23 protein-coding genes and 1 tRNA gene are annotated in these 22,916 nt (G+C 64.0%); 11 read left to right on the forward strand and 13 right to left on the reverse strand.

All coding sequences use genetic code 11. The features are described 5' to 3' along the window. Positions 1 to 291 precede the first annotated feature (291 nt). From aroA to TM49_RS05610, 9 genes are all read right to left on the reverse strand, one after another. Entirely contained in the window at positions 292 to 1,539 is a 1,248-nt protein-coding gene (gene aroA, locus TM49_RS05570; RefSeq protein WP_045684812.1) for a 3-phosphoshikimate 1-carboxyvinyltransferase, read from the reverse strand. Positions 1,540 to 1,580: 41 nt separating this feature from the next. Further along, positions 1,581 to 2,141, reverse strand: a complete 561-nt coding sequence (locus TM49_RS05575; RefSeq protein ID WP_144409482.1) for a LemA family protein — start codon at positions 2,139 to 2,141, stop codon at positions 1,581 to 1,583. Positions 2,142 to 2,184: 43 nt separating this feature from the next. Beyond that, positions 2,185 to 3,135, reverse strand: a complete 951-nt coding sequence (locus TM49_RS05580; protein ID WP_045679896.1) for a glycine--tRNA ligase subunit alpha — start codon at positions 3,133 to 3,135, stop codon at positions 2,185 to 2,187. A 145-nt stretch (positions 3,136 to 3,280) separates the two neighbouring features. Beyond that, on the reverse strand, positions 3,281 to 3,421 hold the full coding sequence (locus TM49_RS23600; RefSeq protein ID WP_158498606.1) for a hypothetical protein: 141 nt from the start codon (positions 3,419 to 3,421) through the stop codon (positions 3,281 to 3,283). A gap of 5 nt (positions 3,422 to 3,426) precedes the next feature. Continuing rightward, a complete protein-coding gene (gene putP, locus TM49_RS05585) occupies positions 3,427 to 4,920 on the reverse strand; it encodes a sodium/proline symporter PutP (RefSeq protein ID WP_045679897.1) in 1,494 nt (497 codons plus the stop codon). 484 nt (positions 4,921 to 5,404) lie between these two features. Continuing rightward, positions 5,405 to 5,593: a hypothetical protein gene (locus tag TM49_RS05595; protein WP_045684815.1), complete on the reverse strand. Its 189-nt coding sequence runs from the start codon at positions 5,591 to 5,593 to the stop codon at positions 5,405 to 5,407. 69 nt (positions 5,594 to 5,662) lie between these two features. Further along, positions 5,663 to 6,526, reverse strand: a complete 864-nt coding sequence (locus tag TM49_RS05600) for a S49 family peptidase (protein ID WP_082074880.1) — start codon at positions 6,524 to 6,526, stop codon at positions 5,663 to 5,665. A 66-nt stretch (positions 6,527 to 6,592) separates the two neighbouring features. Beyond that, positions 6,593 to 7,387: a tRNA1(Val) (adenine(37)-N6)-methyltransferase gene (locus TM49_RS05605; RefSeq protein ID WP_045679899.1), complete on the reverse strand. Its 795-nt coding sequence runs from the start codon at positions 7,385 to 7,387 to the stop codon at positions 6,593 to 6,595. Continuing rightward, positions 7,384 to 7,614: a putative signal transducing protein gene (locus tag TM49_RS05610; RefSeq protein ID WP_045679900.1), complete on the reverse strand. Its 231-nt coding sequence runs from the start codon at positions 7,612 to 7,614 to the stop codon at positions 7,384 to 7,386. The genes TM49_RS05605 and TM49_RS05610 overlap by 4 nt, the downstream gene beginning before the upstream one ends. 100 nt (positions 7,615 to 7,714) lie before the next feature. On the opposite strand from TM49_RS05610, the gene TM49_RS05615 reads away from it, so the two are divergent. From TM49_RS05615 to moaB, 4 genes are read left to right on the forward strand one after another with little or no spacing between them, the layout of a single operon-like run. Further along, a complete protein-coding gene (locus tag TM49_RS05615) occupies positions 7,715 to 8,731 on the forward strand; it encodes a polyprenyl synthetase family protein (RefSeq protein WP_045679901.1) in 1,017 nt (338 codons plus the stop codon). 34 nt (positions 8,732 to 8,765) lie between these two features. Next, positions 8,766 to 10,565 carry a tetratricopeptide repeat protein gene (locus tag TM49_RS05620; RefSeq protein WP_158498607.1) on the forward strand — a complete coding sequence of 600 codons (1,800 nt, stop codon included), beginning with the start codon at positions 8,766 to 8,768 and terminating at the stop codon, positions 10,563 to 10,565. Continuing rightward, positions 10,562 to 11,446 carry a 4-(cytidine 5'-diphospho)-2-C-methyl-D-erythritol kinase gene (locus TM49_RS05625; RefSeq protein ID WP_045679902.1) on the forward strand — a complete coding sequence of 295 codons (885 nt, stop codon included), beginning with the start codon at positions 10,562 to 10,564 and terminating at the stop codon, positions 11,444 to 11,446. Before TM49_RS05620 ends, TM49_RS05625 begins: the two co-directional genes overlap by 4 nt. After that, positions 11,443 to 11,976 (forward strand): molybdenum cofactor biosynthesis protein B, encoded by a 534-nt coding sequence (moaB, locus tag TM49_RS05630; RefSeq protein ID WP_045679903.1) that lies wholly within the window; start codon positions 11,443 to 11,445, stop codon positions 11,974 to 11,976. Before TM49_RS05625 ends, moaB begins: the two co-directional genes overlap by 4 nt. Before the next feature lie 110 nt (positions 11,977 to 12,086). On the opposite strand, the gene TM49_RS05635 is transcribed toward moaB, so the two are convergent. Beyond that, positions 12,087 to 12,605, reverse strand: coding sequence for a glycosyltransferase (locus TM49_RS05635; RefSeq protein WP_045679904.1), 519 nt, complete (start codon positions 12,603 to 12,605; stop codon positions 12,087 to 12,089). A 157-nt stretch (positions 12,606 to 12,762) separates the two neighbouring features. Here TM49_RS05635 and TM49_RS05640 point away from each other — a divergent pair, with 157 nt between their 5' ends. After that, positions 12,763 to 13,890, forward strand: a complete 1,128-nt coding sequence (locus TM49_RS05640) for a PA0069 family radical SAM protein (protein ID WP_082074628.1) — start codon at positions 12,763 to 12,765, stop codon at positions 13,888 to 13,890. A gap of 115 nt (positions 13,891 to 14,005) precedes the next feature. Next, positions 14,006 to 14,659 (forward strand): ribonuclease HII, encoded by a 654-nt coding sequence (locus TM49_RS05645; RefSeq protein WP_045679905.1) that lies wholly within the window; start codon positions 14,006 to 14,008, stop codon positions 14,657 to 14,659. Positions 14,660 to 14,714: 55 nt separating this feature from the next. On the opposite strand, the gene TM49_RS05650 is transcribed toward TM49_RS05645, so the two are convergent. After that, a tRNA-Pro gene (locus TM49_RS05650) sits at positions 14,715 to 14,791 on the reverse strand. A gap of 354 nt (positions 14,792 to 15,145) precedes the next feature. Here TM49_RS05650 and TM49_RS05655 point away from each other — a divergent pair. The 4 genes from TM49_RS05655 (at position 15,146) to dgcA (ending at position 20,263) form a co-directional block, all read left to right on the forward strand. Next, positions 15,146 to 16,561: a phosphomannomutase gene (locus TM49_RS05655; RefSeq protein WP_045679906.1), complete on the forward strand. Its 1,416-nt coding sequence runs from the start codon at positions 15,146 to 15,148 to the stop codon at positions 16,559 to 16,561. A 46-nt stretch (positions 16,562 to 16,607) separates the two neighbouring features. Then, positions 16,608 to 18,041 (forward strand): mannose-1-phosphate guanylyltransferase/mannose-6-phosphate isomerase, encoded by a 1,434-nt coding sequence (locus tag TM49_RS05660; RefSeq protein ID WP_045679907.1) that lies wholly within the window; start codon positions 16,608 to 16,610, stop codon positions 18,039 to 18,041. Positions 18,042 to 18,278: 237 nt separating this feature from the next. Next, entirely contained in the window at positions 18,279 to 19,280 is a 1,002-nt protein-coding gene (gene dgcN / locus TM49_RS05665; protein WP_045679908.1) for an N-acetyltransferase DgcN, read from the forward strand. Continuing rightward, positions 19,277 to 20,263, forward strand: coding sequence for an N-acetyl-D-Glu racemase DgcA (gene dgcA, locus TM49_RS05670; protein WP_045679909.1), 987 nt, complete (start codon positions 19,277 to 19,279; stop codon positions 20,261 to 20,263). Before dgcN ends, dgcA begins: the two co-directional genes overlap by 4 nt. Before the next feature lie 11 nt (positions 20,264 to 20,274). Here the strand turns inward: dgcA and TM49_RS05675 are convergent, their stop codons facing one another. Continuing rightward, a complete protein-coding gene (locus TM49_RS05675) occupies positions 20,275 to 20,817 on the reverse strand; it encodes a GNAT family N-acetyltransferase (RefSeq protein WP_045679910.1) in 543 nt (180 codons plus the stop codon). Between the two features lie 175 nt (positions 20,818 to 20,992). Here TM49_RS05675 and TM49_RS05680 point away from each other — a divergent pair, with 175 nt between their 5' ends. Next, positions 20,993 to 22,288 carry an MFS transporter gene (locus tag TM49_RS05680; RefSeq protein ID WP_045679911.1) on the forward strand — a complete coding sequence of 432 codons (1,296 nt, stop codon included), beginning with the start codon at positions 20,993 to 20,995 and terminating at the stop codon, positions 22,286 to 22,288. 4 nt (positions 22,289 to 22,292) lie between these two features. Here the strand turns inward: TM49_RS05680 and TM49_RS05685 are convergent, their stop codons facing one another. Then, a complete protein-coding gene (locus TM49_RS05685; protein ID WP_425283286.1) occupies positions 22,293 to 22,817 on the reverse strand; it encodes a DedA family protein in 525 nt (174 codons plus the stop codon). Positions 22,818 to 22,916 lie beyond the last annotated feature (99 nt).

The raw sequence follows: 22,916 nt of genomic DNA on the forward strand, positions 1-22,916 counted from the left end.
TACTCTCTCCCGCTGGCGGGAGAGATGCCCCGAAAGGGGCAGTGAGGGTGAAGCAGCTTTTCAGTTTTGTGAGGGCTTTCGTGATGAGGTTCTCGCCCCTCACTGTCGCTTTCGCGACATCTCTCCCCTCCGGGGCGAGAAGACCGGGGGGCTCTGCGGAAAGGTCAAGCGCGATCCTGCCCTCAAGGGGGGAGATTGATGGGTGTGCCGCGCGAAACCACGAGACCGACCGCATGACGAAACCCCGCAAAGCTGACATTGTCGGTTTTGCTGTCGCCATGATGCTTCTCCTCAGGTTTCGTATTTGACGCCAAGCGATGCCAGCGCGTCCCAGTAGCCGGGATAGGTCTTGCCGACGCAGAGCGGGTCGAGAATGGTGATGCCGGAAATCTTCAGGCCGGCGAGCGCAAAGCTCATCGCAATCCGATGATCGGCGAAAGTGTCGATTTCGGCGGGCAGGTGCTGGCCGGCAAGGGCCGGATCGGAATGGACGATCAGATCGTCGCCGTCTTCCTCGGCAAGACCTGCGCGAATGGCGTTGAGGCCGAGGGAGAGCGCGCGGGTGCGGTCGCATTCCTTGACGCGCAGGTTCTCGATGCCGGTGAAGCGCACAGGCGTCTCGTTGAAGGCGGCGAGCACGGCGAGCGTCGGCACGGCGTCCTGCATCTGGCTGCCGTCGATTTCAGCCGGCATATGCGGGAAGGCGGCCATTACGGCATGGGCCTTCGCATCCGGCTGGGTGAATTTTTCGGCCGGCGTGCCGATGTCGATCTTCCCGCCCGTCAGAAGCTCGGCGGCCCAGAGGTAGGTGGCGGCGGAGGCGTCGGGTTCGATGTGGAAATCGGTGGCCTGATAGTGGCCCGGCTGCACCTCCCAGGTCGCATCATCCACCTGCTTCGCGGTGGCGCCGAAGGCGGCCATGGCATCGAGCGTCAGCGTGATATAGCCGCGCGCGCCGATTTCGGTGCCGGTCAGCGCGATGGTCACCGGGGCGGGGGCGAGGGGAGCCGCCATCAGCAGCGCGGAGACATACTGGCTGGAAAGACCGGCGTCGATCTCGACACGGCCGGTGCCGAAGCGGCCGTTGCCGGTGATCGTCACCGGCGGGCAGCCGGTCGGGGCCTCCGCCGAAATGCCCAGACGCTGCAGGGCTTCGACCAGCGGGCCGATCGGGCGCTTGCGCATATGCTCGTCGCCATCGACGATGACGGTGCCGTCGACGCTCGCCGCGGCCGCCGTCAGAAACCGGGTCGCGGTGCCCGCATTGCCGAGAAAGAGCGGACCGGAGGGTGCTTCGAGCCGGCCGGCGCCGGTGACCACAAAGCTGGTCTCGTCAGGCTCCTCGACGGTGACGCCCATCGCCCGCAGGGCGTTTGCCATGTGCTTGGTATCGGCGCTTTTCAGCGCGCCGGTCAGCCGGCTCGTGCCCTTGGCAAGGCCGGCGAGCAGCAGCGCCCGGTTGGTGATCGACTTCGATCCGGGCGGGCTGACATGGCCCTCAAGCGCGTGGCCGGGCGGGACGACGGTGAGCTTTTCCATCTGGGATGCAACTTTCATCAGGGCCGCAACGCGGCGGTCACTCAGAACGAAACCTCGGGCACGGCACGGTCGCCGGGTTCCTCGATCTCGAAATAATCGCGCTTCTGGAACCCGAACTGGCCGGCAATGATGTTGCTCGGGAAGCTTTCGACCTTGATGTTGAGATCGCGGGCAGCGCCGTTGTAATAGCGCCGGGCCATCTGGATCTCGCTCTCGGTCTTTTCGAGTGAGGCCTGAAGGTCCGCGAAATTCTGGTTGGCCTTGAGATCGGGATAGGCTTCAGAAAGAGCAAACAGCCGGCCGAGCGCCTGGGTCAACTCGCCTTCCGCCTGAGCGCGTCCCGCCACATCATTGGTGGCGACGCTCTGGGCCTTGTTGCGCTTTTCGACAACCTCTTCCAGCGTGCCGCGTTCGTGGCTCGCATAGCCCTTCACGGTTTCCACCAGATTGGGGATCAGGTCGGCGCGGCGTTTGAGCTGCACGTCGATCCCGGACCACGCCTCTTCCGCCGTCTGGCGGGCGCGCACGAGGGCGTTGTAGAGCGAGATGACGAAGCCGGCGATGGCTCCGATGATGACGATGAGAACGATCAAGGTGATCATGCGCATTCCTCCCCGGTCTGGTCGCTCGGTGGCCGGGCTGCCTTCAGGCCGCCCTGGCTTCAAAGCCCCCGGCATCGGTCAGAAGATAGGCCTCGCCACAGGCTTTGGCCAGTGTGCGCACCCTCAGGATATAGCTCTGCCGCTCGGTCACGGAAATCACGCCACGGGCATCGAGCAGGTTGAAGATGTGCGAGGCCTTGATGCACTGGTCGTAGGCCGGGAACACGCATTTGTGCAGCATGCCGGGCTCTGCCGGCGAACCGGCTTCCAGCAGCGCCTTGCACTCGGCTTCCGCGTCGAGAAAGTGCCGGTGCAGCATCTCGGTGTTGGCATATTCAAAATTGTGGCGCGAATATTCCTGCTCGGTCTGCAGGAAGACGTCGCCATAAGTGACCTTCTCGTCGCCGTCGCGGCCGTTGAAATTGAGGTCGTAGACGCTGTCGACGCCCTGCACATACATGGCGATGCGCTCCAACCCATAGGTCAGTTCGCCGGCGACTGGGGCGCATTCGATGCCGCAGACCTGCTGGAAATAGGTGAACTGCGAGACTTCCATGCCGTCGCACCAGCATTCCCAGCCGAGACCCCAGGAGCCCGTCGTCGGGTTTTCCCAGTCGTCTTCGACAAAGCGCACGTCATGCAGCAGCGGATCGAGGCCGATCGCCTTCAGCGAGCCGAGATAGAGCTCCTGCAGGTCCGGCGGCGAGGGCTTCAGCAGCACCTGGTACTGGTAGTAGTGCTGCAGGCGGTTCGGGTTTTCGCCATAGCGGCCGTCGGCCGGGCGGCGCGAAGGCTGCACATAGGCAACATTCCAGCGCTTCGGCCCGAGCGCCCTCAGCGTCGTCGAGGGATGCAGCGTACCGGCGCCCACTTCCATGTCGTAAGGCTGCAGGATGGCGCAGCCCTTGTCGGCCCAGTAGGCCTGCAACGTCAGGATAAGCCCCTGAAAGGAGCGGGTCGGGTGCATATGGGGCGGTATCGTCGCTTCGGGCATGGCACTTTGTCTTCATTGAAGGGCTAGCGCTGAGTGCCACGGAAGCGCCAAGGGGTCAAGCCGATGGCCCCGATATGGAAAGACCCGGCGCCGTCCGGAACGGGCCGAGTCCTTTGAGTCCGATCGATCGCCAACGGCAATGAGGTTAGCGGTTGATACGGGCCTGACCGTGGGCGTTATAGTGTTCGCCAACGATGTCGATCTGCTCGAGCGCTTTCCGGATGGCACCGAGGTCGTCGGCAGTCAGGGCGACGCTCGCGCCGCCGGGGCTGCTGACGTTCAGCACCTGTACTATTCGGCCGGCGTTGTCAGTGGCCGGAATTCGTCCTTGGTCGGCGTCATCAGGCTGACCACGTAGATCGCGATGAATGCGGCGATGAAGCCGGGGATGATCTCGTAGACGCCGGGGCCGCCGAGGAAGCTCGAGCCCCAGCCGAGCGCGATCCAGATGATGACGGTGAGCGCGCCGACAACGAGGCCGGCGACGGCACCCGCGCCGGACATGCCGCGCCATGTCAGCGACAGGATGATCAGCGGCCCGAAGGCGGCGCCGAAACCGGCCCAGGCATTGGAGACGAGGCCGAGCACCTTGGAGTCCGGGTTCTTTGCGATGATCGCGGCGACGATCGCCACCAGCAGCACGAAGGCACGGCCGACATTGACGATCTCGCGCTCGCTGGCATGGCGGCGCAGGAACAGGCGGTAGAAGTCCTCCGTCAGCGAGGAGGAGGCGACCAGAAGCTGGCTCGAAATCGTGCTCATGATCGCCGCCAGCAGGGCGGCCAGCAGGAAGCCGGTGATCAGCGGAATGAACAGCGTGTTGGCAAGCACGATGAAGATGGTTTCCGGATCGGCGACATTGATATTGTTGCCGACCACATAGGAGCGGCCGAAAATGCCGACGCCGACAGCGCCGGCCAGGGAAATGATCATCCATGTCATGCCGATATTGCGTGCCTTCGGCACGTCGGCGACGCTCCTGACCGCCATGAAGCGGACGATGATGTGCGGCTGGCCGAAATAGCCGAGCCCCCAGGCAACGGCCGAGAGCCAGCCGATGACAGTGAGGCCGTGGAACATCGACAGGAAGTTCGGGTCGACGCTGAACATGCGCTCGGCGGTGACGTCGAGGCCGCCGGCCCGGAAGACGACGACGAGCGGCATCACGACCAGTGCCAGCATCATGATGCAGCCCTGCACGAAATCCGTCAGGCTGACGGCGAGAAAGCCACCGACCATGGTGTAGATCAGCACGATGCCGAGGGTCAGGTAGATGCCGGTCTGGTAGGCGCTGGTGTCGCCGATATGGATGAGGTCGGGAAAGGCCGTGTTGAATAGCTTGCCGCCCGCCACCAGGCCGGAGGCGGTGTAGACGGCGAAGAAGACGACGATGACGATCGCCGAAACGCTGCGTAGCGTCAGTGCCTTGCTCGGAAAGCGTTTCGACAGGAAGGCCGGGATGGTCAGCGAATTGTCATAGCGCTCGGTCTGCTCGCGCAGGCGCGGCGCGACGATCACCCAGTTGAAGAAGGCGCCAATGACGAGCCCGATGCCGATCCAGCTTTGCGTCAGGCCAGAAACAAACAAGGCGCCGGGCAGGCCCATCAAGAGCCAGCCGCTCATGTCGGAGGCGCCGGCGGAGAGCGCCGCGACCGCCGGGGAAAGCTGGCGGCCGCCGAGCATGTATTCCTCGGAGTTCGAGGTCGATTTTCGCCAGGCATACAAGCCGATGGCGAGCATCAGGACAAAATAAAGGGTGAGGCTGATCGTCACTCCGAGGTTCATGCAGGCACTCCTTGGCTTGGCGCGGCACAAACGGGATGCCCCGGCCGGTCGCGCGTTTCAAACTGCTGGAGCGGAGATCCTCGACAAAGCGCGGCGCCCCAGCATTCCTCCCAGGGAATGCGCGGAAGCCACCGCGTATTCCGTTTTCCGGGGAGCTGCATCGCCAGGGCGACGGAAAATCCGCGACCCGCGCGGGCGCACGTCAACAACTCCGGGCAATCGGCACGCATCTCATGCGCGTGTATCGCCGTTCACGCGGAAAGTGTAACACTTTGATGAAAGAAGCGGCAAGCGTGTTGGCGAATGTCAAGTTGCAAAGAGGCGGAATGGGGGAACCCAGGCGCACGAAGTGCGGGCACCTGATGATCAAAGCCCCGACGAAGGAGAGCCTCCCAGGAAGACATTGTCGACCGGAAACGCAACAGATCAAGCCAATTTTGTTCGGGAAGCTGGCGGTGGATAGTCGACTGGCTGTGGCCGAAAACTAGTCGGCCTGCTTGACGCGGTATTCGCCGCTCACCGGGTCCTGGACCAGCGTGCCGTTGGCGCCGTTCTTCTGCTCGGCGCGCTTCTGCTCGCTGCGGGCGGTGAGTGTTTCCGCATCCGCAATGAACTTGCGGTAGAGCGCGTATCCGCCACCGGCTATGGCTGCAAGAAAAAGAAGACGTCCCATTGAAGGCCCCTGGAGCGTTTCGCCGTCCGGCAGAAGCACCGAAACAGGCGAAGATGCGTCAAAATGAATCTACAAGCCGTAACGCGCCCATAATGCGCGCTCCTCCGCCGTTTCCGCAAGTCCCGAGGCAAGCCCGGATGCGATTTCGGTGGCCGAAATGCTGCCGAAAATGCCGGGTTTGGCACGGCCCAGCATCGATGTCGGACCGGTCACCAGTTTCAGCTCGACCTTGTCGCCATAGCGCGTCTTCAGCGTCGTCAGCATGTCGCCAACGCCATCGACAAGGCCACGTTCAAGCCCGGAAAGCCCGCTCCAGAACAGGCCGGAGAAAAGCTCCGGATCGTCAGCGAGCTTGGCGCCGCGCCGTTCCTTCACCATGGCGATGAACACCTGATGGATTTCCTGCTGCAGGCCCTTCAGGAATTCGATGTCCTTTTCCTTTTCCGGCTGGAATGGATCGAGCATCACCTTGTTCTCGCCGGCGGTGTAGACGCGCCGCTCGACACCGATCTTGCGGATCATCTCGGTGAAGCCGAAGCCGCCGGAAACGACGCCGATCGAGCCGACGATCGAGGTCGGATCGACGAAGATTTCGTCACCGGCCAGCGCGATCATGTAGCCGCCCGATGCCGCGACATCCTCGACGAAGATCAGCACGCGCTTGCGCTTTTCCTCGGCGAGCGAGCGGATGCGTTGGTAGATCAACCGGGATTGCACCGGCGAGCCACCCGGCGAATTGAGCGCAATCGCCACACACGGCGCATCCTTGATCGAAAACGCCTTTTCAAGCGCAGGGGCAACGGCGGCAAGGTTGAGATTGCGGCGGCCGGGGGAATTGGAGGCCATGATGGTGCCGGAAAGCCGGACGACCGGGATGACGGTCCTTTCCTTGCGGAACCTCTTCGGGACGAACCCCTGAACCAGCTTTTTCACCGTTTCCTCCAAAACAAACCTCTCGGAGAACCCGATGTATGCCGAAACCCACGCGAAACAAGGGTTTTACCGCAAAGTTTTGGTGGAGCGGCGATAGGCGGCGCGGCCGTTGTTGAGGTCGTCGACTTCAGGCAGGAAGGCGTGGCCATCGGGCCCATGCATGAAAAGCGGCGCGCGCAGCTCCAGGCGGGCGCGCGAACCCTTGATGGCGCTCGTGAGGATGCGAAAGGCGTTTTCGCCGGCGCGGGCATGGACGGGGGTGATTTCCAGCCCGCCGAAGCGGTTGCCGCAGGCGGCGATGATCTCGGCAAGCGATTGCGGACGGGCAATCAGGGAAAGCTGGCCGCCGGGTTTCAGGATCGCGCCTGCGGTGCGGATCCAGGCTTCGAACAGGCCGTCCTCCATAGCATGCGCAACTTCCCTTAGGGCATCCGGCGTGCGCCGGTCGCGCGTGGCGTTGAAGGGCGGGTTCATGATGACGTGGTCGAAGCTGTCATCGGCGAGGCCGGCGGCATTGCGGGCCGCTCCCTTCAGCGTCACGTCAGCCTCGAACACCCGGACGCGGCCGGCAAGACGGGCGTTTTCGGCAAGCGCCAGCGACCTTTCGGCAAAGCCTGCCATTTCCGTGGAAATCTCGAACAGGCTGACCTCCGCCGCCTCGAGGCGCGCGGCGACGGCAAGCCCGGCCGCTCCGGCCCCGGCGCCGAGATCGGCGACCCTGACCACACCTTTCGCGTCGACCATCGAGGCCAGCAGCATCGCATCCATGCCGGCGCGGTGGCCGCGGCCCTTCGGCTGGACGAGGTGGAAGCCGCCGCGATGAAAGGCGTCGATGGTTTCTTCGGCGAGGGCGGCGCTCATTCCGGCTCGAGTTCCTTGCCGAGCCCGGCCTCGGTCAGAAGCGTGCGGGCCTCGTCCTCGCGCTCGCTCTCGACCATCAGCCGACGCGGCAGCAGGCCGAGCGAGCCTTCCATCACGCTCATGTCGCGATCGGCGACGAAATGGTGGATGCCGGCATCTTTCAGCAGGCTTTCGGCGAGGCCGAGAACCACCGCATCATTGGTGCGCATCAGGTTGACGAGGGACATGGTTCTCTCCGGAATTCATTGAAAAGGAACAATTTGCCTCTTGTCGCCCCTGCCCGCGCTCCCTATTCTCGGGCAGGATTATCAACAGGAGCGCGTTGTCTTGGGCGCCGTTACACCGCTAGCAAAAGAGAACAAACCAACCGGCTCGGTCAAGCCCATCGTTGACCTGACCCGGGCGGACATGGAGCGCGTCAATCAGCTCATACTGTCCAAGGCGGGTTCGGATGTCCAGATGATACCGGAGGTCGCCAACCACCTGATTTCCTCCGGCGGCAAGCGGCTCCGGCCAATGCTGACGCTCGCGACCGCCGCCATGTTCGGCTATCGCGGCGAACATCACGTCAGGCTCGCCACCAGCGTCGAATTCATGCACACCGCCACCCTGCTGCACGACGATGTCGTCGATGAGAGCGATCTGAGGCGCGGCAAGTCCAGCGCCCGGATGATTTGGGGCAACCAGGCGAGCGTCCTCGTCGGCGATTTCCTGCTCGGCCAGGCGTTCCGGATGATGGTCGAGACCGGCTCGATGCAGGCGCTCAAGGTGCTTTCCGATGCTGCCGCCGTCATTGCCGAAGGCGAAGTCTTCCAGCTCGCCGTCTCCAAGAAGATGGAGACGACCGAGGACGATTACATAGCGGTCATCCGTGGCAAGACGGCCGAGCTTTTTGCCGCCGCGGCCGAAGTCGGCCCGATCATCGCCGGCGCTGCGGATGCCGACAGGGTCGCGTTGCGCGACTACGGCATGGCGCTCGGCCTTGCCTTCCAGCTCGTCGATGACGTGCTCGATTATGGTGGCTCCAGCGCCGATCTCGGCAAGAATGTCGGTGACGATTTCCGCGAGGGCAAGGTGACGATGCCGGTCATCCTCGCCTATCAGCGCGGCAACGAGATCGAACGGGCCTTCTGGCGCAATGCCATCGAGGATGGCGTCAATGATGATGCCGCCCTTGAAAAGGCCCGGATGCTGATCGAAAAGCACGACGCGCTGGGTGATTCGATCGCTCGCGCGCTTGCCTATGGCGAGGCCGCCCGTGCGGCGCTTTCGCCGCTGCCGATGTCGCCGGCCCGGCATGCGCTCGAGGAAGTCGTCGATTTCTGCATCGCGCGAATCAGTTGACGGCAGCTTCGCCGCTGCCGAAGAAAGGTCCTGCATGACAACGACGAGCCCCCTGAAAAGCCGTCTGCGGCGCGCGTTTTTTGCCGCCGCCCTGCTGCTTCCGCTGCCTGCCCTTGCCGATGGCGGACCCGTGCCCGGTTTCGATCCCGCCAGTGCCAGGACCTTCGCAGGCGCAGTGCTTGCCGGCCAGATTGCCGCCGGTCAGAGTGATCTCGATACCGCGATCGCCTATTTCCGCCGGGCTCTGCAATATTCGCCGGATGATGTCGGCGCCAACGACCAGCTTTTCATCGCCCTCGTCTTCAACAGCGACCTGCAGGGTGCTGCGGCGCAAGCGGACAAGACCTCCGACAACCCGCAGCTCGTCTCCCTGCGCAACATTGCGCTTGGCCTCTCCGCCCTTTCCAGTGGCGATTATGATGATGCGATCACCCGGTTCGATACGTTCGGCGGCAGCGATCTCGACCAGCTCGTTGCCGAACTGCTGAAGGCCTGGGCACAGGTCGGCAAGGGCGATACCGATGCTGCGCTCGAGACCATCGATGCGCTCGAGGGGCCGCCCTGGTACAATCTCTTTGCCAATGACAATGCCGGCGCGATCGCGCTGATCGCCGGCGATACGGAGCGGGCCCGCACCTATCTCAACAATGCGCTTTCCGATCGGCAGGGCGGCGTTGCCGCGCCGGATACGATGCTGCGCACAGTGATTGCCCTTGCCGGGCTGGAGCAGAAGGCGGGCAATACCCGCAAGGCGCTCGACACGATTTCGGTTGCCGAGACCTACGGCCTGAACGACGCCGTGCTCGATCCGCTGAGGGCTGCCGTTGAAGCCGGCGAGCCGATCGATGGCGCACCGGAGACGGCGACCGAAGGGGCGGCCGGCGTGCTGTTCGAAATCGCCGCAGCGCTGAACCAGGGCGGACCCGACGAGGTCGTCGCGCTTTATCTGGCGCTGGCCTCGGCGCTGGCGCCCAACGAGCCGGACATCCTCTATTCGCTCGGAACGGTGGCCGCCGCCAACAAGAAGCCGGAGCAGGCGCTCGCCTATTTCGCCCGGGTTCCGGAAGGCTCGCCGCAGTTTCATCTGGCCGAGCTGCAGCAGGGTCTGCTGCTGGCCGATCTCGGTCAGCCGGACGAGGCACGCGAGCATCTGGAATCGCTCGTTGAGGCCATGCCGGATGACCGCCGCGCCTATCTCGCGCTCGCTGCCATCCTCTCCGGCGAGAAACAGTTCCAGGAGATGGCGGATGTGCTCGACAAGGCCGTCGACGTCATCGGTCCGGTGCCGAAGCCGGAGGACTGGAGTATCTTCTATCGCCGCGGCATCGCCTATGAGCGGCTGAAGGAATGGGACAAGGCTGAACCGAATTTCTTCAAGGCGCTCGATCTCTATCCCGATCAGCCGCAGGTGCTGAACTATCTCGGCTATTCGTGGATCGACCAGGGCATCAATCTTGAGGATGGCCTCGACCTGATCAAGCAGGCGGTCGATCAGCGGCCGGACGATGGCTATATCGTCGATTCGCTCGGCTGGGCCTATTACCGGCTCGGACGCTATGACGACGCCGTCACCGAGCTGGAGCGGGCCGTCGAGCTCGACACCGCCGATCCGACGATCAACGATCACCTCGGCGATGCCTATTGGCAGGTGGGGCGCAAGCTCGAAGCCATCTACCAGTGGAACAAGGCGCTGGCCTCCGAGCCTGAAGCGGACCTCGTCCCCGGCATCCGCGACAAGCTTGCCAACGGCCTGACGGCGGAGAACCAGAAGGACGATGCCACCCCGGTTGCCAAGGCTGCCGAGGGAGACGGAGACGCCGTCAAGACGCCGTGACAGTCCACGAATTCGCCCCGGCGAAGGTCAATCTGGCCCTGCATGTCACCGGGCGCCGCGACGATGGCTATCATCTGCTCGATACGTTGGTGACCTTCGCCTCGATCGGCGACCGGCTGACCTTCGAAAGCGCCGATGCCGACGGCTTTTCGCTGTCCGGTCGATTCGCCGGCCCGCTGCCCCGCGATGACGATGCGATCACCGGCAATCTGGTGCTGAAGGCCCGCAATCTGCTGCGGCTTCTGGCGCGGGAGACCGGCCAGGCGTCGGATCCGGTTCACATCCACCTCGAAAAGAACCTGCCGCCGGCCTCAGGCATTGGCGGCGGCTCGGCGGATGCTGCGGCGACGCTGCGCGGGCTGTGCCGGCTCTGGTCGCTCGACTGTTCCTCCGACACGCTGCAGCGGCTCGGCCTCTCTCTTGGCGCCGATGTGCCGATGTGTCTTGAAAGCCGGCCGCTGACGGCGCGGGGGATCGGCGAGGATATCCGCATTGCCGCAGGTCTGCCGGCGCTTTCGCTGGTGCTCGTCAATCCTTTGGTGCCGGTCTCCACGCCTACGATCTTTGCTGCGCTCGAAAGCCGGCACAATCCGCCGCTCGGGGCGCTGCCGGAAACGGCCGGCGGCTGGATGGCGCTGATTGCGGCAAGCCGCAACGACCTGCAGCCGGCCGCCTGTCAGGCCGAACCGGTGATCGGCGATGTCCTTGCCGCGCTTTCGGCCGCGGGTGCGACAATCGCCCGCATGTCGGGCTCGGGAGCGACATGTTTCGGCCTTTTCGCTGACATGAATCATGCAGAGATTGCGGCCGCCACCATTGCCGGGGCCCATCCGGACTGGTTTGTTGCCGCAAGCAGCACCGTTTCAGGAGATGAAAGATGATCGAACGTTCCTTCATTCCCGTCCGCTTTGCCGTTCTCACCGTATCCGACAGCCGCACGCTCGCCGATGATCGCTCGGGCGAAACGCTGAAGGCGCGCATCGAGAAGGCCGGCCATATCCTCGCCGACCGCCAGATCGTCGGCGACGACCGCGAGGAGATCGCCGCCGTCGTTTCCCGGTGGTGCGGCGAGGCCGACATCGATGTCGTGCTGACGACGGGCGGCACGGGATTTACCGGGCGGGATGTGACGCCGGAAGCGATCGAACCGCTGTTCGAAAAGCGGATGGACGGGTTTTCCGCGGTCTTCCACCGGATCTCGTTCGAGAAGATCGGGACCTCGACAGTGCAGTCGCGGGCGACCGCCGGCCTGTTCAACCAGACCTTCATCTTCGTGCTGCCGGGCTCGCCGGGCGCCTGCAAGGACGCCTGGGACGGCATCCTCGAAAAGCAGTTCGACTATCGCCACATGCCGTGCAATTTCGTGGAGATCATGCCGCGACTGGACGAGCATCTGCGCCGGCGCGCCTGAGCGACTGTCGCTAGAGCATTTCCGGTGAAAACCGGATCGTCGAAAATGCTCCATCCATTTGTCTTTGCGCGCGTGCGGACGGAACCGGTACCCACTTTCCCGGACGCGCTCTAGACCCGCATCATCACCCGTGCCGGCACGAGCTCGCAGCTGAGACGCCGAGTGACCATACGCCCGGCCAGCGTGAAGGGCGAGGGGCCGCTTGCCGCCGCGCGCTCCCGCGCCGCCGCCTTCGGCATGATCAGGCCCACTTCGAGCGGGCAGCGGCGTGAAAACAACCGGTTCCAGAATGGCATGCGGTGGTGGCGCGAGCAGGAGAACCGGGCCGGCCGGCTGTCGGTCGCGATATGCTCGGACACCGCTTCGACCCAGCCCGTGAGCGGCCTTGCGCCGGGCTCGAGCACCATGATCCAGTCACCCCGCGTCTCCGCGATCACCTGTTCAAGATTCCAGCTTCGGAAATAGCGGCAGCCAGCTGCTTCCGCGACCCGTTCGCTGCCATCGGCAGAGCCGTGGTCCAACACAATGACATCGCTGACAAGCCCCTCGACCGCACCCGTGACCAGTGCGGAAAGCGAATGGGCAAGCTCGGCTTCGTTGTTATCGCATTCGATGATGACGCTCAGCATGTCCCTACATATGCAGAGCATGGCTAGCTTGCCAAGCATCACGGTTAATGTTCTTGATTTGTTCTCGTTCGTGGGCTATAGATTCCTCAGGATTGTTGTTGGAAAGCCCTGGCGACGGGGCCGGCAACCATGGCGGCCGGGCCGCCGGGAGATCAACATGGACGACGTCTTCAATATTCTGTCCGACGGTGTCGGCCCGCAGCCGGTCCATTTCGAAACCGTCGAGAAGGACCGCCGGCGCGGCCGCGCGGCGACGGCCAATCCGGACGGTCGTTTCGAGCCGCTCGCGCGCGCGCGTTTCGACGACGGCTGGGCGATGGACGAGGAGCTGCCGCCGCTTGCGACCGAGGTGCAGGTGGAGAAGGTGAAGTCGATCATCACCCGCAACACCTCGCCGGATGTGCCGTTCGAGCGCTCGGTCAACCCTTATCGCGGCTGCGAGCATGGCTGCATCTATTGTTTCGCGCGGCCGAGCCACGGTTTCATGGGGCTTTCGGCCGGGCTCGACTTCGAGACCAGGCTGTTTGCCAAGCCGGATGCCGCCCGCCAGCTCGCCCGCGAGCTGTCGAAGCCCGGTTACCATGCGAAGACGATCGCGATCGGCACCAATACCGATCCGTATCAGCCGGTCGAGAAAGACTGGCGGATCATGCGGCAGGTGCTGGAAGTGCTCGCCGACGCCAATCATCCCGTTGCCATCACCACCAAGTCGGCGCTGGTGCTGCGCGATCTCGACATCCTTTCCGCGATGGCGGAGAAGCGGCTGGTGAAGGTGACCATGTCGGTGACGACGCTCGATCGCAAGCTTGCCCGGGCCATGGAACCGCGTGCTGCGACGCCGCCGCGCCGGCTGGAGACAATCAGGGCGTTGAGCGAGGCCGGCGTTCCGGTCGGCATTTCGCTGGCGCCGGTCATTCCGGCGCTGAACGATCATGAAATGGAGCGGATCCTCGACAGCGGCAAGGCGGCGGGTGCCACCGAGGCGAGCTATATCCTGCTGCGTCTGCCGCTCGAAGTGGCGCCGCTGTTCAAGGATTGGCTGCTGGAGCATCATCCAGAGCGCTATCGTCATGTGATGAGCCTGATCCGCTCGATGCGCGGCGGCAAGGACTATGATGCCGAATTCGGCAAGCGGATGAAGGGCAGCGGTCCCTATGCCTGGCAGCTGGCACGCCGTTTCGAAATCGCCGTCAAGCGGCTCGGGCTGATGCGGCGCTCGGTGGCGCTGCGCGACGATCTGTTCGTCTCGCCGGACAGCGGCGGCACCCAGCTCAACCTCTTCTGAAACCTGCATTTTCAGTTGCCTTACCGGCCGGCTTCCCTGGCCCGCCGAAGAAGTCCCCTTGCCGCCAACCATAAGGGGACTTGCAGGAGATCGGAAGGCTGTGCGAAATGACATCATGTCTTTGAGCGCGCCTTCCGATTCTCCTCTCCTGTTCGACCTTGCGCCGCAGGGCCCGGACTTTTCGATGGAGCTTGCCGCCCGCGGGCGCGGCCTCTGGCCGGTGGCCGGCTGCGATGAGGCCGGTCGTGGTCCGCTCGCCGGTCCGGTTGTCGCGGCGGCGGTGATCCTCGATCCCGATCGCATTCCGGACGGCCTGAACGATTCCAAGAAACTTTCGGCAAAACGGCGGGCCGAGCTGTTCGATCTGATCATGGAGCATGCATCGATCTCGGTCGCTTCCAGCGGTCCGGCCCTGATCGACCGCATCAACATCCTGGCGGCAAGCCTCGATGCGATGCGCCGTGCCGTCATGGGGCTCTGCGTCCCGCCGGCACTGGTGCTGACCGACGGCCGGGACCGGCCGCCGAACATCGCCTGCCGCGCCGACGCCGTGATCAAGGGGGATGCGCGCTCGTTGTCGATCGCTGCAGCGTCGATCGTCGCCAAGGTCACGCGCGACCGGATGATGGCCGCCGCCGGCACGCTCTATCCGGCCTACGGCTTCGACATCCATTCCGGCTATGGCACTGCCCGTCACCTGACGGCGATTAGCGAGGCGGGCCCATGCCCGCTGCATCGCAGGAGCTTCCGCCCGATCCGCGAGCTTTGATGAAAAGCCACGGCCCGCAGGCACGAAATCTATCGGAAAAATCGGGGAAATTTGATGGTCGGAGTGGCGTGATTCGAACACGCGACCCCCTCGTCCCGAACGAGGTGCGCTACCAGACTGCGCTACACTCCGTGACCAGCGGCTGCTCTATAAAACAGCCCGCCCGGTTCGGCAAGCGTTCAGTTGAAATTTTTTGTCGGTGGCTCGGTGTCCCGCCACAGCCGTGGGGTCAGCCCCGAAATAGACAGTTGCAAACCGGCTCCCCTCAAGCACAATGAGCCGCGGGCGATCGTCTGCTACGACGGCAGGTGGAACTTTCATGACGGTTGCACGTTTGTATTGGGCTGGGGTGTTTCCTCGGCAACAGACATTTTCTCGGTGCCCCCGGGCGCCTTGTAGTCAGAGACGGAGCGCTGTTATCGGCCGCTCCCAAATGCAGTCAGGCGCGGCCGGTGGACGCGCAAAAAAGTGGGACAAACCGTATTCATGAGCATCAAATTCGGCACCAGCGGGCTTCGTGGCCTGTCGGCTGACCTTATCGGAGAACCATCTTATCGTTACACCAAGGCCTTCTGCCATCATCTGCAGAAAGCCGGACATGCCAGCAAGGGCGATGCCGTCCTCGTCGGGCAGGACTACCGGGATTCGAGCCCGGCGATTGCCGCCAACGCCATGGGGGCGATTGCGGCGGCGGGACTGACCCCGATCGATTGCGGCGCGCTGCCGACGCCGGCGCTCGCCTTTTACGGGCTGAAGCGCAAGGCCGCCTCGGTGATGATCACCGGCTCGCATATCCCGGCCGACCGCAACGGCATCAAGTTCTATCTGCCGGCCGGCGAGATCAGCAAGGAAGACGAGGAGGCGATCTCGCGCTTTGCGGAGACGCTTTCCGGCGACGTCACGGTCACGACGGCCAAAGGCGAGGATGAATCGAGCGAGGCACTCGCCCATTTCGGCGTGCGCTGCACCGATATCCTGCCCGATGACGCGCTTTCGGGCATGAAGATCGGCGTCTACCAGCATTCGACGGTCGCCCGCGACCTGTTCATCGCCGTGCTGGAGCATTATGGCGCTGACGTCACCCCGCTCGGCTTTTCCGAAACCTTCGTCCCGGTCGATACCGAGGCCGTCTCGTCGGAGACCGTGACGCTGCTGAAGGGCTGGGCGAAGGAGCACGGGCTTGATGCGATCATCTCCGCCGATGGCGATGCCGACCGGCCGCTCGTGGCGGACGAGACCGGCACGCCGCTCCGGGGCGATCTTGTCGGCCTGATGACGGCCAATTTCCTCGGCGCCAGGGTCGTCGTCACCCCCGTCACCTCCAATTCCGGCATCGAGAAGAACGGCGATTTCGAGGTGATCCGCACCCGCGTCGGTTCGCCCTATGTGATCGCTGCCATGAGCGAGGCGCTTTCGGCCGACAAGGACGGCGTGATGGGTTTCGAGGCCAATGGCGGACTGCTGACGGCCTCGCCGTTCCGACCGGCCGGCGAGACCATTGCCGCGCTGCCGACCCGCGACTGCTTCCTGCCGGTGCTCTCCGCCCTCTACCTCGCGGCAAAGGACAAGCGGCCGATGTCGGAGCTGGCCAGGGCCTACAGCCTTCCGGTCGCCGATGCCGACCGCATCAAGGATTTTGCCCAGGAGCGCAGTGCCGCGCTGATGGACTATCTTCGCAACAGCGACGACAATCTCGAAAGCTTCCTCGCGCCGATCGGCAAGCCGGCTGCAAAGAGCGATATCGACGGCCTTCGGGTGACGCTCGAAGATGGCCGCATCATCCATTTCCGCCCCTCGGGCAATGCGCCGGAAATGCGCTGCTATGTCGAGGCCGAAACGGCCGAGGCCGCAGGCGCCCTTCTGAGAGAAGGCCTCGCCCTCATCGAAGGCTTTTCGGCGTGAACCTTTTTGAACCCATGACCTTTTTGAATTCCGGAGTTTGAGCACCATGACCAACAAGATCGTTCCCGTCATCATGGCCGGCGGCAAGGGCACGCGCCTGTGGCCGCTGTCGCGCGCCACCGCGCCGAAACAGTTCATCCGCTTCCTCGGCCCGAAGACGCTCTATCAGAAGACGCTGGAGCGTCTTTCCGACAGCGACCGCTACGAAGCGCCGATCGTTCTGACCAATGAGGACTTCCGCTTCCTTGCCGCCGAGCAGGCGCGCGAACTCGACATCGAGCTTTCCGGCGTGATCCTGGAGCCGATCGCCCGCAACACCGCACCGGCCGTGGCGGCTGCTGCCGCCATGGTGCGCGCCAATTTCGGCGAGGACGCGATCATGCAGGTGCTCGCCTCCGACCACGAGATCGATGCTGGCGCGGATTACTTTGGCGCGATCGATACCGCCCTTGCCGCGGCCAAAACCGGCAAGCTCGTCACCTTCGGCATCGAGCCGACCGAGCCCGCCACCGGTTTCGGCTATATCGAGGCCGGCGAGGAACTGCCGTCGGGCGCCCGCAAGGTCGCCCGCTTCGTCGAGAAGCCGGCGCAGGAAAAAGCGGAAGAGATGCTGGCGGCCGGCAACTACACCTGGAACTCCGGCATGTTCATGTTCCCGGTCGCCGTGCTGATCCGCGAACTGGAGAAATACGCCCCCGAGGTGTTCGCGTTCGCCGAACAGGCCGTGCTGAAGGACGAGAGCGACCTCGAACTCGACTTCACCCGCCTCGACAAGGAAACCTTCGCCCAGTGCCCGGACATTTCCATCGACTATGCGGTGATGGAAAAGACGTCTGCAGCCGCCGTCGTGCCGTCGGCCTTCACCTGGTCGGATCTCGGCTCCTGGGATGCGATCTGGAAGGATGGCGATCAGGATGCAAGCGGCAATGTCGTCTCCGGCGATGCGACGCTGCTCGACACGCAGAACTCGCTGGTGATCTCGCGCGACATGCATGTCGCCATGCAGGGCCTCGACGGCATGGCGGTGATCGCCTCCGAAGATGCCGTCTATGTCGGCAAGCTCGAAGACAGCCAGAATGTCGGCAATATCGTCAAGGTGCTGAAGGGTGCCAAGGAAACCAGGGCGCTTGCCGAGGAGCATCCGACCGCCTACCGGCCGTGGGGCGGCTATACCTCGATCATCAAGGGCGAACGTTTCCAGGCCAAGCGGATCTTCGTCAAGCCCGGCAAGAAGCTGTCGCTGCAGAAGCACCATCACCGCGCCGAGCACTGGATCATCGTCGTTGGCACGGCCGAGGTGACGGTTGACGAGAACGTCACGCAGCTCACCGAGAACCAGTCGATCTACATCCCGCTCGGCGCCGTCCACCGGCTCTATAATCCGGGCAAGATCACGCTCGAACTGATCGAGGTCCAGACCGGCTCCTATCTCGGCGAAGACGACATCATCCGCCTCGTCGACGACTTCGGCCGCGGCTGAGGTCTTTGCAATCCGCGTCGGCGAAAGGCTGACGCGGATTTCGCTTCCATATGCGCCAAAGTTCGCGCTTTCTACGAACATATCATCAAAATTCGATGATTCTGCTGCGTATGCATTCGAACGCGCAATCTTGTCCACCACGCTCTTGACCATGGCGGCTCCGCCACGATATCGTCACCGCAAATTGCCGCCGCGAAATGACGCGTGACGGCTGGTTTTGCGAAAAGGGCACGGCAGATGATCGAAACACCCTATCTTCTCTTCCTCGGCGATGCGCCCGATGGCCTTGCCGCCAAGGTGGCGCAGGGCATCAAGGACTGGCGGCCGGAATATGCCATCGGCCAGTTCCGGCTTGAGGGCTGCAAGGCTGATCTCGGCCTGCCGGATCTTTCGATCGCCGAGGCCGTGGACAAGGGCGTGAAGACGCTGGTGATCGGCGTGGCCAATCGCGGCGGCATCATCTCGCCTTCGTGGAAGAGCGTGCTGATCGAGGCGCTCGAGGCCGGCCTCGATCTGGCCTCCGGCCTGCACAATCTGCTGCGCAACGAGCCCGATCTCGCCGAAAAGGCCAAGGAACTCGGCCGCACGCTGCATGATGTCCGCATCCCCTCCGTTCAGTATCCGATCGCCAATGGCAAGAAGCGCACCGGCAAGCGCATGCTCGCCGTCGGCACGGATTGCTCGGTCGGCAAGATGTACACCGCGCTCTGCGTCGAAAAGGCGATGCGCGAGAAAGGCATGAAGGCCACCTTCCGCGCCACCGGCCAGACCGGCATCCTGGTCACTGGCGAGGGCGTGCCGCTCGATGCGGTGATCGCGGACTTCATGGCCGGCTCGATCGAATATCTCACCCCCGACAACGAACCCGATCACTGGGACCTGATCGAGGGCCAGGGCAGCCTGTTCCACGCCTCCTATTCCGGCGTGACGATGGCGCTGGTCCATGGCGGCCAGCCGGATGCGCTGGTGCTCTGCCACGTGCCGAACCGGCCGCATATGCGTGGCCTGCCGGATTACCAGCTGCCAAGCCTTGAGGCGCTGCGCGATCTGGCGCTGCAGGTCGCGCGCATCGTCAACCCGGCCTGCGAGGTCGTCGGCATCTCGCTCAACACCTACGGCATGTCGGATGACGAGGCGCTGGCGATCTGCCGCGAGACCGAGGAGCGCATGGGGCTTCCGACCGTCGATCCGTTCCGCCACGGCGCCGAGCGCCTGGCGGATGCGCTGGCGGCGCTATGACCGGGCTTTCGCTCTCCGTCCGCGAGGATGTGTTTCCGGTCGCGGGAAGCTTTACGATCTCGCGCGGTTCGCGCACCGAGATCCGCGTCGTCACGGTCGAGCTTTCCGACGGCATATATACGGGGCGCGGCGAATCCGTGCCCTATGCCCGCTATCACGAGACCGTCGATGGCGTGATCGCCACGATCCTTGCGCTGGAAGCGGAGCTCGCCGCCGGGCTCACCCGCTTCGGCCTGCAGGAGCGGTTGAAGCCGGGGGCGGCTCGCAATGCACTCGACTGCGCCTTCTGGGATCTGGAAGCCAAGCGCGCCGGCAAGCCGGTCTGGCAGCTCGCCGGCCTTGCCGAACCAGGGCCGCTGACGACCGCCTACACGATCTCGCTCGGCACGCCGGAGAAGATGCGCAATCAGGCTGCCGAGAATGCCCATCGGCCGCTTTTGAAGGTCAAGCTCGGCTCGGAAGGCGATCTTGAGCGGATCCGCGCCGTGCGCACCGGCGCGCCGGAATCCACCATCATTGTCGATGCGAACGAGGGCTGGTCGGTCGAGGCCTATCAGGCGCTGGCGCCGGAGCTCGTCTCGATCGGCGTCGCGCTGGTCGAACAGCCGCTGCCCGCCGGCGATGACGAGGCGCTGCGGCACATCGATCGGCCGCTGCCGGTCTGCGCCGACGAGAGTTGCCACGATCGCCACTCGCTTGAAGGCCTGAAGGGCAAGTACGACGCCATCAACATCAAGATCGACAAGACCGGCGGACTTACAGAGGCGCTCAGGCTGCGCGAAGAGGCCGAGGCGGCCGGTTTCCGCATCATGGTCGGCTGCATGCTCGGCACCTCGCTTGCCATGGCACCCGCCATGCTGGTCGGCGCCGGCGCCCCCTTCATCGATCTCGATGGCCCGCTTCTGCTTGCAGGCGATCGCGACCACCCGATCCGCTTCGAGGGCTCGGTGATGTTCCCGCCGGAGCCGGCGCTCTGGGGCTGACGCCTTCCGCGTCATCGGTTCAATGAGGTCAGATCCGCCGCATCCATCTCGAAGCTGGTGCAGATGATGCCCTTGACCGTGATAGGCGCCGTTTCCCGCATGCCGATCTTGCGCAGCACGGCGACGGAGGCCCCGTTTTCGGGAACGGCGAAGGCAATGAATCGGTTGCCGATCCGCTTTTCCAGAAACCAGCGTGCAAGCGCTGCGGCGGCTTCCGTCGCATAGCCCTGGCCCCATTCGCTGCGGATGATCGTGTAACCGAGTTCGGCAACGCTGCCGTCTTCATGAAAGCCGAAACCGGCGCGGCCGATGAAGGCGCCATCCGCCTTCCGCACCAGCTTGAACTTGCTGTATCCATGCCGGGCGTAGGTCTCGCGCCATTTGGCGATTTCCGATGCTGCATAAGCTTCGCTCCACAGCATGCCATCCCGGAAAAGATAGCGCTCGCCCTCGGGTGTCGAATGGAGGGCGGCAAGCATCGCCGCATCGCCGGGCTCGAAAACGGAATAGGACAGTCGCTCACTTTCAAGTATGGCGGCAGGCACTGGATGCATGGTGATCTCAACAGGTTGGTCGGCGATGGGACGGTAAAACAAATGAGCCAGACATCAAAGCAGGACGTCGCCATTTCCGCGCCCCGGCAAGACGGCCATAGCCTGATATTGACTTATGCGAAGAAAGAACGGACATGCTTCTTCCGCCCGAACGGCGCTTGAGAGGACATACCCGATGCTTTCCAACACAATCGCCCGGTGGATGGCGGCGCGGAATATCCATTACGGCTGGCTGGTGGCCGCGACCACCTTCCTGACCATGCTGGCGACCGCCGGCGCGATGGGCTCGGCCGGTGTGATGATCCAGCCGCTGCATGACGAATTCGGCTGGGATATTGCCGATATCTCGACGGCGATGGCGATCCGGCTGGTGCTTTTCGGCCTGCTCGGTCCGTTCGCCGCAGCGTTCATGAACCATTTCGGCGTCCGCCAGGTGGTGGTGACGGCGCTGGCGCTGATCGTCGGCGGCATCGGCCTGTCGCTCGTCATGACCGAGGTCTGGCAGCTTGTGGCGCTCTGGGGCGTGGTCATCGGCGTTGGCACGGGAATGACCGCGCTGGTGCTCGGCGCCACGGTCGCCTCGCGCTGGTTTTCGAAGCGCCGCGGTCTCGTCGTCGGCCTGATGACGGCAAGCAATGCCACCGGACAGCTCGTGTTTCTGCCGATCCTGGCGGCGCTGACGGAAGCCTATGGCTGGCGCGCGGCACTGACGCTCTGCGTCGCCGTCATCGTCACGGCCATGGTGCTGGTGCTGCTTTTAATGCGCGACCGGCCGTCGGATGTCGGCCTGCCGGTCTATGGTGAAACGGCGGTCGAGGCGCCGGTCAGTCAGGATCACAAGCTGCTGGCGACACTTGCCTCGCCGCTCATCGTGCTGAAGGAGGCGGCAACGAGCCCGGTGTTCTGGGTGTTGTTCGGCAGCTTTTTCGTCTGCGGCCTTTCCACCAATGGACTGATCCAGACCCACTGGATCTCGATCTGCGGCGATTTCGGGCTGACGGCGGTGATGGCTGCCAGCACGCTTGCCGTCATTGGCCTGTTCGATTTCGTCGGCACGATCTTCGCCGGCTGGCTTTCGGACCGTTATGACAACCGCCTGCTCCTGTTCTTCTTCTATGGCTTCCGCGGCCTGTCGCTGCTTTACCTGTCGTTTTCCGGCTTTACCTTCCTCGAACTGTCGCTGTTTGCTGTGTTCTACGGCCTCGACTGGGTGGCCACCGTGCCGCCGACGGTGAAGCTCGCGGCCGAGAATTTCGGCAGGGAAAAGGCCGGGCTGATCTTCGGCTGGGTGTTTACCGGCCACCAGCTGGGTGCGGCCACCGCCGCATTCGGCGCCGGCGTCTTCAAGAGCGATTTCAACACCTATATGCCGGCCCTGCAGATTGCCGGACTGATGTGCCTGCTGGCCGCCCTTGCCCAGTTCTTCCTGAAGCGCCCCGGCGCCACGCGGCTTGCCACGCAGCCCGGTTGATCGCCTATTTCGCGGCGGGCATGGGGTGCAGGCCGAAATGTTGGGCGATGACGTCGCCGAAGAAATAGGGAATGGTGGTCCAAACCGCCGCCCAAAGCAGCGCGCCGGCAAGATTGGCGATGAAGAACGCATGCCAGCGCATGGCCATCGTGCCGGCGGCAATGCCGTTCAGCTGCCGGAGCACGACCACGAAACGGGCGCCGACGACGACGAGCGCGCCGTGCTTTTCGTAAAGCCCCTCGATCCATCGCTGGCGCTCGTCGGTCAGGCCGATATAGCGACCGAAACGCTGGATCACGGCCCGGCCGCCATAGCGGCCGATGAGATAGCCGGTGCTGTCGCCGGCCACGGCGGCAACGACTACGACCAGAAACACGCCGACGATCGGAAGCTGCCCGTCGGCCGCCAGCAGCGCGGCGCCGATCAGCGCGCTCTCGCCGGGAAGCGGCGCGCCGAGCGATTCCAGGTAGATGATGACGAGCAGCGCAAAGAGCCCGTAATGTCGCAGATAGGGCTCCATCAGCGCGATCGTATCGTGAATGATGTGCATCAGGCCTCCCCGGGGCGCGACACTCATCGATCCGGACGCGCATTCCGCCCAATCTGCCCGACTTTTACTGCCGCGCCA

This window comes from Martelella endophytica (assembly GCF_000960975.1).
Classification (GTDB): domain Bacteria; phylum Pseudomonadota; class Alphaproteobacteria; order Rhizobiales; family Rhizobiaceae; genus Martelella; species Martelella endophytica.

Coding starts and splice junctions, on each gene's coding strand:
- TM49_RS05660 (WP_045679907.1), top strand. CDS start 16,608: ATGACCAACAAGATCGTTCCCGTCATCATGGCCGGCGGCAAGGGCACG.
- dgcN (WP_045679908.1), top strand. CDS start 18,279: ATGATCGAAACACCCTATCTTCTCTTCCTCGGCGATGCGCCCGATGGC.
- TM49_RS05605 (WP_045679899.1), bottom strand. CDS start 7,387: ATGAGCGCCGCCCTCGCCGAAGAAACCATCGACGCCTTTCATCGCGGC.
- TM49_RS05610 (WP_045679900.1), bottom strand. CDS start 7,614: ATGTCCCTCGTCAACCTGATGCGCACCAATGATGCGGTGGTTCTCGGC.
- putP (WP_045679897.1), bottom strand. CDS start 4,920: ATGAACCTCGGAGTGACGATCAGCCTCACCCTTTATTTTGTCCTGATG.
- TM49_RS05595 (WP_045684815.1), bottom strand. CDS start 5,593: ATGGGACGTCTTCTTTTTCTTGCAGCCATAGCCGGTGGCGGATACGCG.
- dgcA (WP_045679909.1), top strand. CDS start 19,277: ATGACCGGGCTTTCGCTCTCCGTCCGCGAGGATGTGTTTCCGGTCGCG.
- TM49_RS05640 (WP_082074628.1), top strand. CDS start 12,763: ATGGACGACGTCTTCAATATTCTGTCCGACGGTGTCGGCCCGCAGCCG.
- TM49_RS05655 (WP_045679906.1), top strand. CDS start 15,146: ATGAGCATCAAATTCGGCACCAGCGGGCTTCGTGGCCTGTCGGCTGAC.
- TM49_RS05675 (WP_045679910.1), bottom strand. CDS start 20,817: ATGCATCCAGTGCCTGCCGCCATACTTGAAAGTGAGCGACTGTCCTAT.
- TM49_RS05635 (WP_045679904.1), bottom strand. CDS start 12,605: ATGCTGAGCGTCATCATCGAATGCGATAACAACGAAGCCGAGCTTGCC.
- TM49_RS05575 (WP_144409482.1), bottom strand. CDS start 2,141: ATGATCACCTTGATCGTTCTCATCGTCATCATCGGAGCCATCGCCGGC.
- TM49_RS05680 (WP_045679911.1), top strand. CDS start 20,993: ATGCTTTCCAACACAATCGCCCGGTGGATGGCGGCGCGGAATATCCAT.
- TM49_RS05620 (WP_158498607.1), top strand. CDS start 8,766: ATGACAACGACGAGCCCCCTGAAAAGCCGTCTGCGGCGCGCGTTTTTT.
- TM49_RS05580 (WP_045679896.1), bottom strand. CDS start 3,135: ATGCCCGAAGCGACGATACCGCCCCATATGCACCCGACCCGCTCCTTT.
- TM49_RS05645 (WP_045679905.1), top strand. CDS start 14,006: ATGTCTTTGAGCGCGCCTTCCGATTCTCCTCTCCTGTTCGACCTTGCG.
- moaB (WP_045679903.1), top strand. CDS start 11,443: ATGATCGAACGTTCCTTCATTCCCGTCCGCTTTGCCGTTCTCACCGTA.
- aroA (WP_045684812.1), bottom strand. CDS start 1,539: ATGGAAAAGCTCACCGTCGTCCCGCCCGGCCACGCGCTTGAGGGCCAT.